This window comes from Synechococcus sp. PCC 6312 (assembly GCF_000316685.1).
GTDB lineage: Bacteria > Cyanobacteriota > Cyanobacteriia > Thermosynechococcales > Thermosynechococcaceae > Pseudocalidococcus.
In genome coordinates, this window is record NC_019680.1 from 3,605,077 (window position 1) to 3,618,951 (window position 13,875).

Annotated in this window: 13 protein-coding genes; 3 read left to right on the plus strand and 10 right to left on the minus strand. The window is 48.9% G+C overall.

Features of this window, described 5'->3' with window-relative positions; all coding sequences use genetic code 11:
• Window positions 1–14: 14 nt before the first annotated feature.
• From SYN6312_RS17500 to SYN6312_RS17515, 4 genes are read right to left on the minus strand one after another with little or no spacing between them, the layout of a single operon-like run.
• Window positions 15–644: a type II secretion system protein J gene (locus SYN6312_RS17500; protein ID WP_015126230.1), complete on the minus strand. Its 630-nt coding sequence runs from the start codon at window positions 642–644 to the stop codon at window positions 15–17.
• Window positions 644–1,159 (minus strand): Tfp pilus assembly protein FimT/FimU, encoded by a 516-nt coding sequence (locus SYN6312_RS18565; protein ID WP_015126231.1) that lies wholly within the window; start codon window positions 1,157–1,159, stop codon window positions 644–646. The genes SYN6312_RS17500 and SYN6312_RS18565 overlap by 1 nt, the downstream gene beginning before the upstream one ends.
• Window positions 1,137–1,859: a prepilin-type N-terminal cleavage/methylation domain-containing protein gene (locus tag SYN6312_RS17510; protein ID WP_015126232.1), complete on the minus strand. Its 723-nt coding sequence runs from the start codon at window positions 1,857–1,859 to the stop codon at window positions 1,137–1,139. Before SYN6312_RS17510 ends, SYN6312_RS18565 begins: the two co-directional genes overlap by 23 nt.
• The gene (locus SYN6312_RS17515) at window positions 1,856–3,181 is read right to left on the minus strand and encodes a hypothetical protein (protein WP_216594162.1); all 1,326 of its coding nucleotides are present in this window, start codon (window positions 3,179–3,181) and stop codon (window positions 1,856–1,858) included. Before SYN6312_RS17515 ends, SYN6312_RS17510 begins: the two co-directional genes overlap by 4 nt.
• Window positions 3,182–3,659: 478 nt before the next feature.
• Here SYN6312_RS17515 and phoU point away from each other — a divergent pair, with 478 nt between their 5' ends.
• Window positions 3,660–4,322: a phosphate signaling complex protein PhoU gene (gene phoU, locus SYN6312_RS17520; RefSeq protein WP_015126234.1), complete on the plus strand. Its 663-nt coding sequence runs from the start codon at window positions 3,660–3,662 to the stop codon at window positions 4,320–4,322.
• On the opposite strand, the gene clpX is transcribed toward phoU, so the two are convergent.
• From clpX to tig, 3 genes are all read right to left on the minus strand, one after another.
• A complete protein-coding gene (gene clpX, locus SYN6312_RS17525) occupies window positions 4,319–5,641 on the minus strand; it encodes an ATP-dependent protease ATP-binding subunit ClpX (RefSeq protein WP_015126235.1) in 1,323 nt (440 codons plus the stop codon). The two genes, phoU and clpX, sit on opposite strands and share 4 nt — an antisense overlap.
• Window positions 5,642–5,679: 38 nt before the next feature.
• On the minus strand, window positions 5,680–6,405 hold the full coding sequence (clpP, locus tag SYN6312_RS17530; protein WP_015126236.1) for an ATP-dependent Clp endopeptidase proteolytic subunit ClpP: 726 nt from the start codon (window positions 6,403–6,405) through the stop codon (window positions 5,680–5,682).
• Window positions 6,406–6,507: 102 nt separating this feature from the next.
• Window positions 6,508–8,016 carry a trigger factor gene (gene tig, locus SYN6312_RS17535; RefSeq protein ID WP_015126237.1) on the minus strand — a complete coding sequence of 503 codons (1,509 nt, stop codon included), beginning with the start codon at window positions 8,014–8,016 and terminating at the stop codon, window positions 6,508–6,510.
• 291 nt (window positions 8,017–8,307) lie between these two features.
• Here tig and SYN6312_RS17540 point away from each other — a divergent pair, with 291 nt between their 5' ends.
• Together SYN6312_RS17540 and SYN6312_RS17545 are read left to right on the plus strand one after the other, a co-directional pair.
• Window positions 8,308–8,493 (plus strand): PCP reductase family protein, encoded by a 186-nt coding sequence (locus SYN6312_RS17540; protein ID WP_041431780.1) that lies wholly within the window; start codon window positions 8,308–8,310, stop codon window positions 8,491–8,493.
• Window positions 8,494–8,561: 68 nt separating this feature from the next.
• Window positions 8,562–8,843 (plus strand): hypothetical protein, encoded by a 282-nt coding sequence (locus tag SYN6312_RS17545; RefSeq protein WP_015126239.1) that lies wholly within the window; start codon window positions 8,562–8,564, stop codon window positions 8,841–8,843.
• 58 nt (window positions 8,844–8,901) lie between these two features.
• On the opposite strand, the gene SYN6312_RS20445 is transcribed toward SYN6312_RS17545, so the two are convergent.
• The 3 genes from SYN6312_RS20445 to SYN6312_RS17555 form a co-directional block, all read right to left on the minus strand.
• On the minus strand, window positions 8,902–9,126 hold the full coding sequence (locus SYN6312_RS20445; RefSeq protein ID WP_216594243.1) for a hypothetical protein: 225 nt from the start codon (window positions 9,124–9,126) through the stop codon (window positions 8,902–8,904).
• A gap of 30 nt (window positions 9,127–9,156) precedes the next feature.
• On the minus strand, window positions 9,157–11,988 hold the full coding sequence (locus SYN6312_RS18570) for a tetratricopeptide repeat protein (RefSeq protein ID WP_015126240.1): 2,832 nt from the start codon (window positions 11,986–11,988) through the stop codon (window positions 9,157–9,159).
• Between the two features lie 148 nt (window positions 11,989–12,136).
• Window positions 12,137–13,873: an ABC transporter permease subunit gene (locus tag SYN6312_RS17555; RefSeq protein WP_015126241.1), complete on the minus strand. Its 1,737-nt coding sequence runs from the start codon at window positions 13,871–13,873 to the stop codon at window positions 12,137–12,139.
• Window positions 13,874–13,875: the final 2 nt, after the last annotated feature.

Below are 13,875 nucleotides of genomic sequence, written 5' to 3' on the forward strand. Positions count from 1 at the left end.
AGCGCAAATAAGTCTTAACGTCCCCGCACCGCCACCCGCGTCGATTGAACTGGCATTGTTTCACCTTTTGAACCCCGACCAAAAATGTGAACTGTAACAGAGCGAGGACTTTCAATGCAGGCATAAAAACCTTTAGTACCAGTTTGTGTTCCTGTAGTACAAGAGAAACCTCCTATTGGATCCTGCAAACCATCAAGAAGAACATTACCTAGTGAACTACTGAACGAAGTTGGCGGATCAGCCGGACTGGTGCCGGGAGGGCCCACTCGATGAAGTACATTAGGCTTATACCATTCTGAGCCAGTACAGGCACTTATGTCCCGAATATAGTAGATAGTATTACTGTTGTCAGGATTCTTAAGATAAAGGACTGGAGTGCGTATTTCACATCCGGAACCAGAAATAGTGTATCCGGTGGGTAGGCTTATAGACTTAGTCTCTCGAATATCGCCAGATAAATAGCCCAATGCCCGATCGATCTCAACAGAACGCTCACCATTAGATTGAGTATTTCTGTCTTGTCCCAGTAGAGCAACAAGTCCATATCCCAAAAAAGCAATAACTACACCAGCAAGTGCAGCCCCAACAAGAAGTTCTGTCAGCGTAAAGCCTTTATTTTGCAATCTCTTAGACTTATTTTTCATTATTGTATTTGAATTGTATTACATGAAGTAGCCACAGGATTAGAAATATCTCCGGTATAGGCTCCTTTTCTCATCAAGGAAATTCCATTAGAAATTACTAAGCAAAGTGACTGAGCATTAGTATTTGGCATAGAAACAACAATTGTACCTTGTGCATTTGTAGTACCGCCAACAAAGAAGTTTATGTCACTTCGGTTAGAGTCAATTTGAATAGTACCAGTTAGCCAGTTGCTATCAAATCTCCTAGTACCCGTTACAAGGCAATTACCTGACAAGCTCGCGTTGCTACCTGTAACGACATTTACTGTACAAGTCTTGCTCTGCCGGATAGCCTCTCGTTGGGCCTCTTTCAGCGCTCCTTCAACTCTAACCAACCCGTCTCTAATCCGTTGATTATTGAGCCAGGCCAGGAAACTAGGGATAAAAATAGCCGCTAAAATGCCAATAATGACCACCACTGCTAGCATTTCTGGTAACGTAAACCCCTTAGAATTAGGGACATTTAATCGCCGCATCGGGAATCACCTCTGTGTCAAGAGTCGCAATGGGATTGGTCTCACCTGCTGGGACAACCTTGTAGGAAATTTGTAAGACATTAAAGGGAGGGGTAGACGAAATAGCTGGGGTTGTTCCTCCTCCGGCACTCCCACGAGACAAAGTGTAGTTTTTCCCTCCAATGGTTTTAGTTGTTGTGGCGACAGAGGGAAGATTAGAACGTAAAGCAAAGGCAAACCCAGAGGCAGCAGTTGAAGCATTGCACATATTGACGGCGGTGACGTTAGCATTAGCTGATTGAACAGTGGTCATCCCCGAAGAGAGGGTTAAAGTAGTTCCCGAAACTCCGCTCACTGTGTAGTTATTGGGGTCAGAGCCGACACGAACAATATCCCCAGTGGCAAACCCCGTAGTCCAACCCACTGTTAATGTTGTTGCTCCCACCGTAGTCGCCGAGCTTAGAATTGTTGATTTATATGCCGCTGCTAAACTTTTGACTTGTTCTAAATCCTCTTGAATCCAATTTTTAGCCGTACTGGATCCTCGTCCTTGAGAGGCCAACACCAACGCATAAACCATTAGCTGCAATGAGGTTGTCACAAACAGCAGAGCAATCAACATCCCCACAATGGCTTCAACTAATGAGAAGCCTTGATTTTTAGACTTCAGAAGTAATGAATAACGAACTCGGAACATCGGGAGCGTCAACAGTTGCTTCATGGTATCGCCACCCGTTCCCACTTACTAAAGGTATCCATGCTCAGGGGCAGAACACTACCAGGGGGACTAATGGGCGGTAATGTTGGTTGCAACGTTGTCCAGGCCACGCTAGAAGGTTCAAAAGTCGAAGTTCCTTGGGATAAATCAATTGTTTTCGCCCAAATCATCCCCTTAAAACGAGTTGTATAGTTTGACTGACCAATCGTAACAGTTGCGTTGGGGGCAATAATGATAGCCTCAGTTGTTGTCTGTAAGTTTGAACTACCTCCCACCGTATGACGGCTAGCGAGGGTAATTGTATCGGTATTTGTTGTACCAATAATCTTAAAGTTACTTGCCGTACATCCCGTCACAACAGTTGAACCATTAGACATCCCATCTGCTGGTGAATCAGTATCAGTACAGTCGTGACCAATTTTTACCCGAGTTGTGGAAGAACCACCTGCTGAAAGAGCCGTGAGTAAATTAGCCGCCCCGCCCGAGAGATAAATCGTTACTTTTCGGCCTGGAGTGACAATAACTTGAGATGTTCCAGTCGGAAGGTTGACGTTAGCAGTATAAACATACTCACCTGCAACTGAACCATTTCCTGTTGGGTAGGATGATATATCTGTTGCTCTAGGTAAGATTGTTACACCTGAGTTTACATTTCCCAAGGCAATTACTGAAGCTGGGGCCGTTAAAGGTGTTGGTAGGGTTTGAGTCGGGCTAGAGGTTACTTGTCCGGCAGCGATCCGATTTCCTGTCCCAACTGATGAACTGAGCGTGCCACATTTCGCTTCAATAATCCGATCTGCAGAAGTTGTATTTACCTGTGTCCCGGAACCAGAAAAGGTGTAATTTTCAGCCCAAAGAACGGGTGTCGTTGAGGAAGGGACAACGCTGCGGGAAATCGGAATATTAGCCCTCAGTTGAGTTTTTGCTTTGACCTCACTTCCAACTGTGGCATCTCCCTGTAACGTTAATATACCTGTACCAGGAACTGTACCAGGAGCGGCATAACTAACAACTTGAAATTGCCCACCATCAACACTAACTAGATTATTGAAACTGTTGGCTTCAGTATAGGTGTTATTAGCAGACGTACAGCCCAAACTATCCAAAGGACGACCACTCGCTCCAGCCCAAGGGTAGTTTTGACGCAATAAACCGCGATTTCGACTGAAAAAATCCTGCATTCGAGCCAGGCCAACTTCGGCAACAGCAATACTCCGTTCTGAGGCTTTTTGGGCTGAGGCGGTTGTGTTTTGAGTTTGAGACCGAAAAGTCATCGTTACAGCCACCAGCAGCATCAACAGGCCCATCCCCAAAACCAAGGGCAAAACAAATCCCCGCTGTCGTGATCGGAATCGCCGAGATCGAGACTTTGAGTACCTTCCCCGCAACATATAGCTGATTTACCTGACTATGAAACGTTAATCTGAAAGAAGCATGATCACAACTAGACTTCAAACATCCGGTAAATTAAAAATACTGATGAACTGTAGGCGAGAGATTACTATCTAAAAACTGGATAAAATTTCATCATTAGGGGTTCTACTAAGCTTCAAAGACTGCATCAGGATATCTGTCAGCCAAGCCTCACTACCCTATCAAATCTCCCCCGGCCTGGCTGTTATCTCGACTACTTGCTTCGCTATCAAAGATTAATTATTTTGAGGGTTATCATCATAAAGGATAAAAATTCTTCAAATGATTTTTAGAGCCATTTGGCTATCCCATAACCTGCTTAGGTTCGATCATGATAAAGAGAGGTTAAATCAACGCCAACAACCATGACCTGATCTCCTTGGCTCAACGATGACTAATTCCCGGCCCCTCCGCTTACAATTTGAACGCCAGGTTAAACGCGTCCAGGCCGATGTTCTACGGATGGGGGCCCTCGTTGAAACATCCTGCTCCCTGGCCTTTCAAGCAATTTTTGAGCAGAACTTGACCGCCGCCACCGCCATTATTGCCCAAGAAATCGAGACAGACCGCCTTTACCATCACATCGAAGCCAACTGCATTGGGATTATCACCCTCCAGGCCCCGGTCGCTAACGATATGCGCTTGCTGAGTGCCATGCTACAACTGGTGCGAGACCTAGAGCGGATTGGCGACTATGCCCAAGAAATTGGTCAATTGGCAACAAAGCTCTTTACCCACTCCCCCCCCCCTTGCTTACCCCGCCTCCGCGGTATGTTTGAGCGCGTTCAGATGATGCTGTCCTTAAGCCTATTAGCAATTACAAATTTGGATGCAACGGTCGGTAATGACTTACGGGAACTCGATCAAGTCGTGAATAGTGACTATGAATCCTTATATCAAACCCTCGCGCAAGGACTAGAAATCCCCGGAACCGTAGAACCCAACTTAGTCCTGGTGTTGATAATTCGTAACTTGGAAAGAATGGCCGATCATGCCGCCAACATTGGTCAACGGATAGCCTTTATTACTCGGGGAGAACGCAACAGCCCTTAAGCCGATTCAGGGGTCGGAATAGAGGAAGGATGCAGTAGGAGTTCAGCAGTAGAGCGTTTCTCGACCATTTCTGGGGTAATTTGGCAACGGGTTAAATCTTTTCGGGATGGTAACTCGTACATCACATCCAACATAATTTCTTCCACAATCGCACGTAAGGCTCTGGCTCCGGTTTTGCGACGATGGGCTTCTTGGGCAATGGCCTGGATAGCGGCTGGATGAAACTCCAGTTGGACATTATCCATGTGTAAGAGTTTCTTATATTGCTTGAGAATGGCATTGCGGGGTTCAGTCAAAATCCGCACCAGGGCTGACTCATCCAGAGACTCTAACACAGCCACAACCGGAATCCGACCAATAAATTCTGGAATCATCCCAAACTTGACTAGGTCTCCAGGTTCTAGATTTTTGAGAATATCGGCCGTCCGTTTCTCCTTGGCCTGGCTCTCTCCATCCCGGACAAACCCCATCGCTTTTTTACCCACCCGTTGCTCTACCACCTTTTCCAAGCCAACGAAGGCCCCACCACAGATAAAGAGGATATTTGTGGTGTCAATTTGAATACAGTCTTGATAGGGATGCTTGCGGCCCCCTTGGGGGGGAACATTGGCTGTTGTGCCTTCCAACATTTTCAACAGAGCTTGCTGAACCCCTTCGCCAGAAACATCTCGGGTAATGGAGGGGTTTTCGCTTTTGCGGGCGATTTTATCAATCTCATCAATGTAAATAATCCCCCGTTGGGCTTCTTCTACATCTAAATTAGCTGTTTGCAAAAGCCGCAGGAGAATATTCTCCACATCCTCGCCCACATAACCCGCTTCCGTTAGGGTAGTCGCATCGGCCACCGCAAAGGGGACATCCAACATCTTGGCCAAGGTTTGGGCCAGGAGGGTTTTCCCAGAGCCAGTGGGGCCAATTAAAAGAATATTCGATTTTTGTAACTCGACATGATCCTCAGTTCCCTTGGCGGGATGTTCTAAGAGGCTGAGGCGCTTGTAATGGTTATAAACAGCCACTGACAGGACTTTTTTAGCTTCATCCTGCCCCACCACATGATCATCAAGATAGTGTTTAATTTCCCGCGGCTTGGGAATTTGGTTAAAAGGAGGCAGGGTTGAGCGGGGCTTGCGGGGGCGTTCTGGTTGGGGATCACGGCGGGGAGCTACCCCCAGGGACGAGAGTTCCTCATCCAAAATTTCATTACAGAGTTCGACACACTCATCGCAAATATAAACTCCAGGCCCGGCAATTAACTTCCTGACCTGCTCTTGGGACTTACCACAGAAGGAGCATTTGAGATGGGCATCGTATTTGGGCATGAGGAACCTCAATGAGCAACCTAGGGGCAATTTAAGGCCTAGGCGGGAACTGCTTCAACATGGCTGGGTAAGGTTTGGCGAGTGACCACCTGATCAATCAAACCGTAGGCCTGGGCTTCTTCCGCTGACATGAAGAAATCCCGTTCCGTATCAGCTTCAATCCGCTCAATCGGTTGGCTGGTATGGCTAGCTAAGAGTTCGTTGAGTTTTTTCTTGTGATACAAGATTTCTCGGGCCTGGATTTCAATATCCACCGCCTGTCCCTGCGCGCCCCCTAAGGGCTGGTGAATCATGATGCGGGAGTGGGGCAAGGCCATCCGTTTACCCGGAGTTCCGCCAGAGAGCAAGAAGGCCCCCATACTGGCAGCTAGGCCAAAGCAAAGGGTACAGACATCCGGGCGGACGTGTTTCATCGTGTCATAGATGGCCATCCCCGCCGTCACAGACCCCCCAGGGGAGTTGATGTAGAGGTAAATATCCCGCTCTGGATCTTCGGCATCCAAAAACAGGAGTTGAGCCACGATTGAATCGGCAACCGTATCATCAATGCCGCGCCCTTGGCCACCGCTGCCACCGAGGAAAATAATCCGTTCCCGTAACAGACGTGAGTAAATATCAAAGGCCCGCTCTCCCCGTCCAGACTGTTCCACCACCATCGGCACAATATTGGCTTGGGGAGCAATCACCTGGGGATAGGGGGCCTGGGCATCAAAGGGTGCTGCCATTGAAGTGGGGCTGAGATAGTTGGAGCGAGAATGCAGCATAGAATTCACTAAAACCTTAAAACTGCGCTGATTTCTAACCCTGGATCAGTGGGTCTTAGGCAGAACTTCCAGCCTGGCCCGAGTTAGCTACTCTCATTATGCCTAACTATCCGCGACTGGTGACGGATTTGGCTTTTTGCGTTTACGACTGCCTTCTTTGGGGGCTGGGCTAGATTCTGAGTCGGCCTCATCCCCAGACTGGGAATCAACAGGGGTGGCTGAGATTTCAACGGTAGCTGTGGCCGCCGGGGGTTCCTCAAGGACTTCAGGGGTAGCTTCGCTGTCTAGTTTGGGTGCAGCAATTTTGAGTTCCGATTTTTCCAAGAGCCAATTAACGGTTAACTCCTCGAGAATTTCGCTTTCAACAACGTCCTTGAGACGGCTTTGGTCAAGACGGCGATCCTGCATAGATGCATTCAGTTCTGCAATTCGCTGTTGAATCGCCTCCGGATCGGGGCTAATTTTTTCCTGTTTGGCTACATAACCTAAAGCTAGGGTGCGCTTAAGTTGGGCGATGGCTTCTGGGCGGGCCTGTTGCCGAAGACTGTCCAGTATTTCCTCAGGAATGTTGTTGCCCACATCCAGGCCTTGGCTCTTGAGGCGGGAGAGGGTACGACTGAGAATATAATTCACTTCCTGCTGAACCATCACTTCTGGGAGTTCCACAGTTAAATTTTCAACTAGCTGATTCAGAAGGGCCGCTTCTTGATTGGTTCGGGTCGTTTTTTCAACATTTTCGGCTTGACGACTATTTAAAAATGCTTCCAACTCGGCCAGGGTTTTAAACTCACTAATCTCTTGGGCAAAGTCATCATCCAAAGGCGGGAGTTCTTTTTCCTTAAGCTCATGGAGCGTGACTGAAAAAACTGCCGCTTGATTCACCAAGTCTTGATCAGAATAGTCTGCTGGGAAGGTCAGATTAATTTCTTTGGTTTGGCCAACTTCCATCCCAACAATGCCCTCAATCAGTTCCGGAAGAAACTGCCCTTGGGTTAATTCCAGTTGAAAGTCCTCGGCCTGGGCATTTTCAATCGGTTCCTCGGTATCGGCAAAAACCGCGCGAAAGTCAACAACCGCAACATCCCCGGCCTGGGCTGGGCGATCTTCAACGGGGAGCAGGGTTGCCCGCTCATTTTGGTGATGGGCCAGGGTTTTGCTGACATAATCGGGGTCTGGCTGGGCCGGTTCATACTCGACAACCAGGCCGGTGTAAGTAGCCAAAGTTACATCTGGGTTGACATCGACACTGGCGGAAATAACGAGGGGTTGGCCGGGTTCAAAGGTGGCAATCAGGTCTTCAAACTTAGAGCGAAGTTGCAAATTACCCAAAGCCGGAATATCTTCTTGGCGAATTGCAGCTTTAATGCTGGTGTCAACTAATTCTTCAAGAGCCGCAATTTTGAGATTACCAATCCCGACCCGTTGGAGCAAAATGTGGCGCGGGACTTTGCCTTTCCGAAAACCTGGTACAGAGGTGGAGCGCAAAACTTTGGCAACCACTTTGTCATAGACTTCCTGGCAGGTGGCTCCGGGGATTTCAATTTCCAGGCCAACTTGGCTGGCGGGTAATTTTTCTTGGGTAACTTTAAGGGGAGTCTGTGTCGAAGTCAAAATAATGCCTCTTGCCAATGTCTAAACTAAAACGCCAAAGGGTTAGGGCCTGGGACGGAGCCTAGAAAGATGCCAAAATTCAGGCCGAGATCTGATCGTAGCGGATTTAGTCAGGGTTAAGGGCCTGTTGGCAAGAATCTTCACCGGAAATCAGCGGATAGCGTTCAATCAGCTCGGACAACCATTAAAAATTATCAATTCCCAGGCCCCTGGAACAAAAAACTCAGCTAGGGCAGAACCTCTGGGCTAGGATCAGGACAGATGGGGACACAATTGATTGAGATTGATCACATGAACAACAGGGATCTAGGTGGGGCCTTACCTTGGTCAAAAGCGGCAGAAATAAAACTCCAGAACATCCCCTACTTTGTCCGTACCCAGGCCCGGCAACGGATTGAAGAACTGGCCCGTCAACAGGCCCTAGATGAAGTCACCCCAGAATTGGTGGAGCAGGCCCGCTCGGAATTTGGGCAATAGAGCAAAATATCTAGAACTAGGTCTGGTGATTGAATTGTATAGATCAGCATAATCAGGGAATTAAATCTATGGCCCGCTATTTACCCCACAGCTTAGTGTTGCAAATCAGCCAGATGTTTGCCCAGGGTCAGTCCTTTTTTGCCCAGGCCAAGGTGGCAGATTGGTTAAAACTACGCCAAGAAAACCCGCAGGATTATGAGATTCAATTTCAACAAAGTCCGGCTCCCCCTGGCTCAGGCCTGGTTTATCAAGTAGCGGTCATTCTCAAGCGCAAAGATGGTAAACCCGTTGATCTCTGGCTACTAGAACAACTTGAATCGGAGTCAAAGTTCGGGCCTGGTCATCAATAAATCTTAGTATTCAGTAAAAAAACAAGTGTAGGCAAATGCAAAAAAACGATAACTATAGCTATTCCAGGTAAGAGTAGGACAGAGAGGAGAGAACAGGGATACACTCAATGATTGTTGTTAACCGTAATGGTGATGAGTTACAGCTTGGATTTACGCCAACGGGTGATTGCCTAAGTTCAGTTTTGAGAATCTTGATTTCCGCAACAGGTTCGACCAACAGCCGTGTGACCAAGGGCCTGGGGTTGCTCTCCACAAGGGATTTACAGAGATTATCGTAGGCCATGATGAGACCAGGAATATCTTGATTATGAACCTACTGAGTTTCCAGGCCCTGAATGACTTGTAATAATCGTTTAGTTTGCTTATCCCAGGCCCAGTCGGTCATAAACTTAGCCGCCGCTTGACCGCGTTGTTGGGCTTCGGAACGATTCTGATAAATTGTCTCTAAGTGATAGATAATTTCGGCCACTTCAGATTCTCCCCAGCCGTCTGTGCCGCGAAATTGGGCGGTTGGAGTAACTGGGGCCTGAGTTTTGAGGGGATAGCAATGAGTCGGGTTTTCTAAAGGCCCGATCAAATCTAAATGTCCAGTGTTGGCTGACAAAATGGTTGGCACTCCACAGGCCAGGCACTCCATCGCCACTAGGTTTGTCCCCCCCTCACCTCGATTTGGGAAAATTGCTACATCTGCTTCTCGATAAATCGGCGGCATTTGGGGATTGGGAACAGCACCAATATCTACCACGGCCTGGGGTGGAATCCCATTTTCAGCTAACCAGCCAACCACATCCAAACGCCCATTTTTGAGAGTCGGTATGCCCTGAACATGGCCGGCCCGCTCAATTTCGGTCATAGTTTTTGGCCAGGGATTATGCCAGGCCGTGACCAAAAGAGCATCCGAGTGACAGGCCAGAAATTCCCGAAACGCAGCAATGACAATGTCCTGACCTTTCCGATATTCCAACTTACCCCCAGAAAAAATCACAAACTTCTCAGCAAATAATCCTGCTTTGGGGGCCGGGTGAAAGAGGGTGGGATCAATCCCCTGATGGACTGTAGTCACATTTTTAATCCCGACGCTCTGTAAAATTTCCTGATTCCAGCCCGAACCCGCCACAATTTGGTCATAACGATTTGCTTTCGTGACTGCTTCGGTTTCCCAGGCCGTGTCTTCGGAAAAAATCACTCCGATATTGGCTTGTCCCCGGAGTCGCTCCATCAGTGGCAAAGAAGCACAGTTATTTCCTAAAGCATGGAGACAGACAAAATTGGCCTGGAGAATTTCGTTGGCTGGGTGTTGACTAAGAATTGAGCGGAGTTGGGTTTGAGGTTGTAGGGTTGGCTCAATCAGGGTGCGATGGAGCGGGTTGAGGGCCTGGGGTTCCGGTAAGGGAGTTAGGGGCAAGGGCCAATGGGTTTCGGTTTTCAGCAGAGCCAAGGTTAAATTCAACCCATACACTCGCCAACCCGTAGTTACCCCAATTTCCCAACTAATGCCAATGGCCAGGCGGGGGGGAGTGGTTGTGGTCGGTCTGAGTGTTGGGAGGCTGATAGGACGTGGGGGTGGCAGGGTTACAGATTGCAGTTCCCTCTTTAAGGCGGTGATCACTTCGGCCATGACAGTATCCCAATCCTGTGACCGGGCCTGGCGAAACATCCGCACCGTGGGATACCAGGGGCTATCCGTCCGATTTTGTAACCACCGCCAATCACTGGCACAGGAGAGTAACAACCAGGCCGGTTTACCCAAAGCCCCCGCCAAATGCACTGGCGAAGAATCCACGCTAATAATCAAATCCAATTGGGCCATCAACGCCGCTGTATCCGCAAAAGTCCGCATCCGTTCGCTCAGGTTTTGAACTTTCCCCTCATGGAACAACGTGTGCATTTCCCGCAGGCGTGGCCCCTTATAGAGGTTGTAAAATTCCACATCGGGTAAGTTGAACAGGGGCAGCCAGTGATGGAGGGGGCAAGAGCGGCGGTGATCATTCCGATTTCCCGGACTACCGGCCCAAGCAATCCCGACTTTGAGGCGGACTGGTTTTTGGGGAGTCGGTAAGGGCAAGGAAACAACATCGGCCCGGAGATAGGGGACTTGGTTAGGAATCGTTTCAACCGTGGTTTTGAGAATGTAGGGTAAAGACAGGGTCGCGGCATGGGTATCAAAATCGGGTAAATCAGCCCCGCGGGGAATCACGGCAGCGACTCCTGGGACAGTGCGGACTAAACTCACCAGTGGCCCCTGGCATTCCACAATCACCCGTCCCCCTTTTGCTGCGGCAATCGTGGCATAGCGGACAAATTGAATCGTGTCCCCAAAGCCTTGCTCAGAGTGAATCAGGATCGTTTTGCCATTTAGGTCTTGGCCGTCCCAGATAGGCTGTGTAAACGGACGCGGGGGGCGATTATCGGGGCCCTTAGCACGCCACCGCCATTCATATTCTTGCCACCCCTGGGCGTAATTACCTGCCAACAACAATGCTAGGGAATAGTTTTGATGTCCGTTGGCATAGCTGGGATCAATCTCTAGGGCTTTTTCATAGGCTCTCAGGGAAGGTTCGACTTGTCCGAGATCGTAAAAGGCCAGACCCATGTTGTTGTAGGCCATGGCATAACTAGGATCAATCTGGATGCAGCGTTGATAGGTAAGAATGGCTTCTTCTAGACGATCTTGGGATTGAAAGGACTTCCCTAAGTTGTAGTAGGTATGGGGGTAGGTGGGTTCGACTTGAATGCCTTGGCGATAGGCAGCTTGGGCTTCCTCATAACGTCCTAAATCTTGGTACGCGACCCCTAAGTTACTGTAGGCCTGGGCATTGTTGGGCTTGAGGGCAATGGCCTTTTGATAGCAGGGAATGGCCTGGAGAATATTTTTGGAGCGTTGCAGCGCGTTCCCCAAATCATTGTAGGCGGTGGGGTTGTCCGGCTGGAGTTGGATCACCCGCTGATAGTGTTGGATTGCGTCCGGGTATTTTTCCTGTTGATCGGCAATTAACGCCAAAAGATAGAATGCACCTGGGGTATGGGGGGCAATTCCTAACACCTGCTGGCAAAGAGACTGAGCTTGGTCAAATTCCCGTTGATTGAGGTGGTGCTGGGCTGTTTTCAGGGCCTGGGGAATGTCTATGATAGCTGGATTGGTCATTTTTATATCATTGAGGAACGAGGGGAAAAATAAGATATACGGGGCAGTCGGGGCCAATTCAATCAATCTGTCAACTTAAGATTAAAGTCCTCTCGATCCATTTGATTGTCCCAAAAGTAGCTAAATCATCTTTCTGACAACTTCCACACTAAAGTAATTGATATTTTGTCTCTGCCAAGCGATAGAGTCGCCGCCAAACTAAACGATTGGTCAAAACCACGACCAAAGACATGACAATGGTTGCTGCTAATAACAAGGGAAAATCACCCCTGGCACTGGCCTCCGAAATTAATGCCCCTAAGCCATTGGTGGTCTCAACTCGCCCCTGAAATTCCACATATTCACTGACAATGCTGGCATTCCAGGCCCCGCCCACCGCCGTAATTATCCCTGTAATTAAGTAGGGGAAAATTCCCGGTAAGATTAATGTCCGCCAGCGTTGGAGCGTTCCTAATTGATAGACGGTTGCCGCTTCAAACAGTTCGGTGGGAATGGCCTGGGCCCCCGCAATCACATTAAACAGGATGTACCACATTGTCCCTAGCATCATCAGGGCAATCGAACCAATCTCCAGGCCACCCCCCAAATTTGCCAAACTTAGGAGTAGAACCGGAAACAGGGCCGTCGCTGGGACGGAGGCGGCAATTTGAACAATCGGTTGCAGGAGTTGAGCCGCTCGCGGATTTCGCCCAATGGCCACTCCCACTGGAACTGTCCACAACAGGGAAAGAACTAAGGCAACTAATACTCTGATAGTGGTTAAACCCGCCCCCAGGCCAATGTCTTGCCAACGACTTAAGGGAACTTGGCTCATCAAGAGCATGGCGTGGATCGTCCCCCAAACAACCCCCAAGCCCAGGCCAATCAGCATCAGCCAATTCAACTGTTTACGCCAACCCCTGAGACCCTGCCCTAAAGAATCTGTCCGTCCCCGTTTAACCCACTTGACAATCCGCCGATCCAGAGTTTCTTGCAGGGGTATGGTCCAGGTTTGATTGAGCCAGCGCAGGGTTGGGGAACGGCGGAGAAAATCTAAAATCCGCGATTGGGGGACATTGGTTGCTTCTACCAACTGAAACTTAAACCGCTCACCCCAGGCAATTAAGGGCCGCCAGACCAGAATATCAATCAGAATGATGACTCCAATCAGCACCCCCAGGCCGTAGAGGAGTGCTTGATAATCCCCTGCATTGGCCGCAGTTCCCAAATAGGAGCCTAAGCCAGGGAGGGTAAAGTTTCTCTCGCCCAATGTAAATGACTCAATCGCAATCAGGAAAAACCAGCCCCCGGCCACCGACATGACACTATTCCAGATCAGGCCAATCGCCCCCGCCGGTAAGTCCACTGTCCAAAAACATTGCCAGGGATTGAGCCGATAAATTTCTGCCACTTCCCGTAATTCCCGCGGCACCCCGGTCAAGGACTGATAAAAACTAAAGGTCATGTTCCAGGCCATGCCCGTAAAAATCAGCAAAATCGCTGCCAATTCAATCCCAATCCGTTGGCCAGGAAATAGGGCAATCAGCGCCAAGACAACCCCCGGTAAAAAGGAAAGCACAGGAATGGACTGGAGAATATCTAATAACGGTAGGAGCACCCGCTCGGCAACTCGGTTATAAAAGGCAAAATAGGCATAGACAATACTAAAAAGCAGAGAGATAAAATAAGCCACCACCATCCGTAACAAGGTTTGGGCCGTATAACTTGGCAGACTATTGGGACTGAGGTCAATTTGAATTTCCGGATCGTAAACCCCCGTAAAGCGCGAGGCGGTACTGACGACAAAAAAGGCCAAAGCAATCACGGCCAAAATAATTAAGCCATCCTGCCAAGTCCAGGCGACACGATCAATGGTTTGGTTCTCTGGCGTTAAGGGACGGGTCAAGG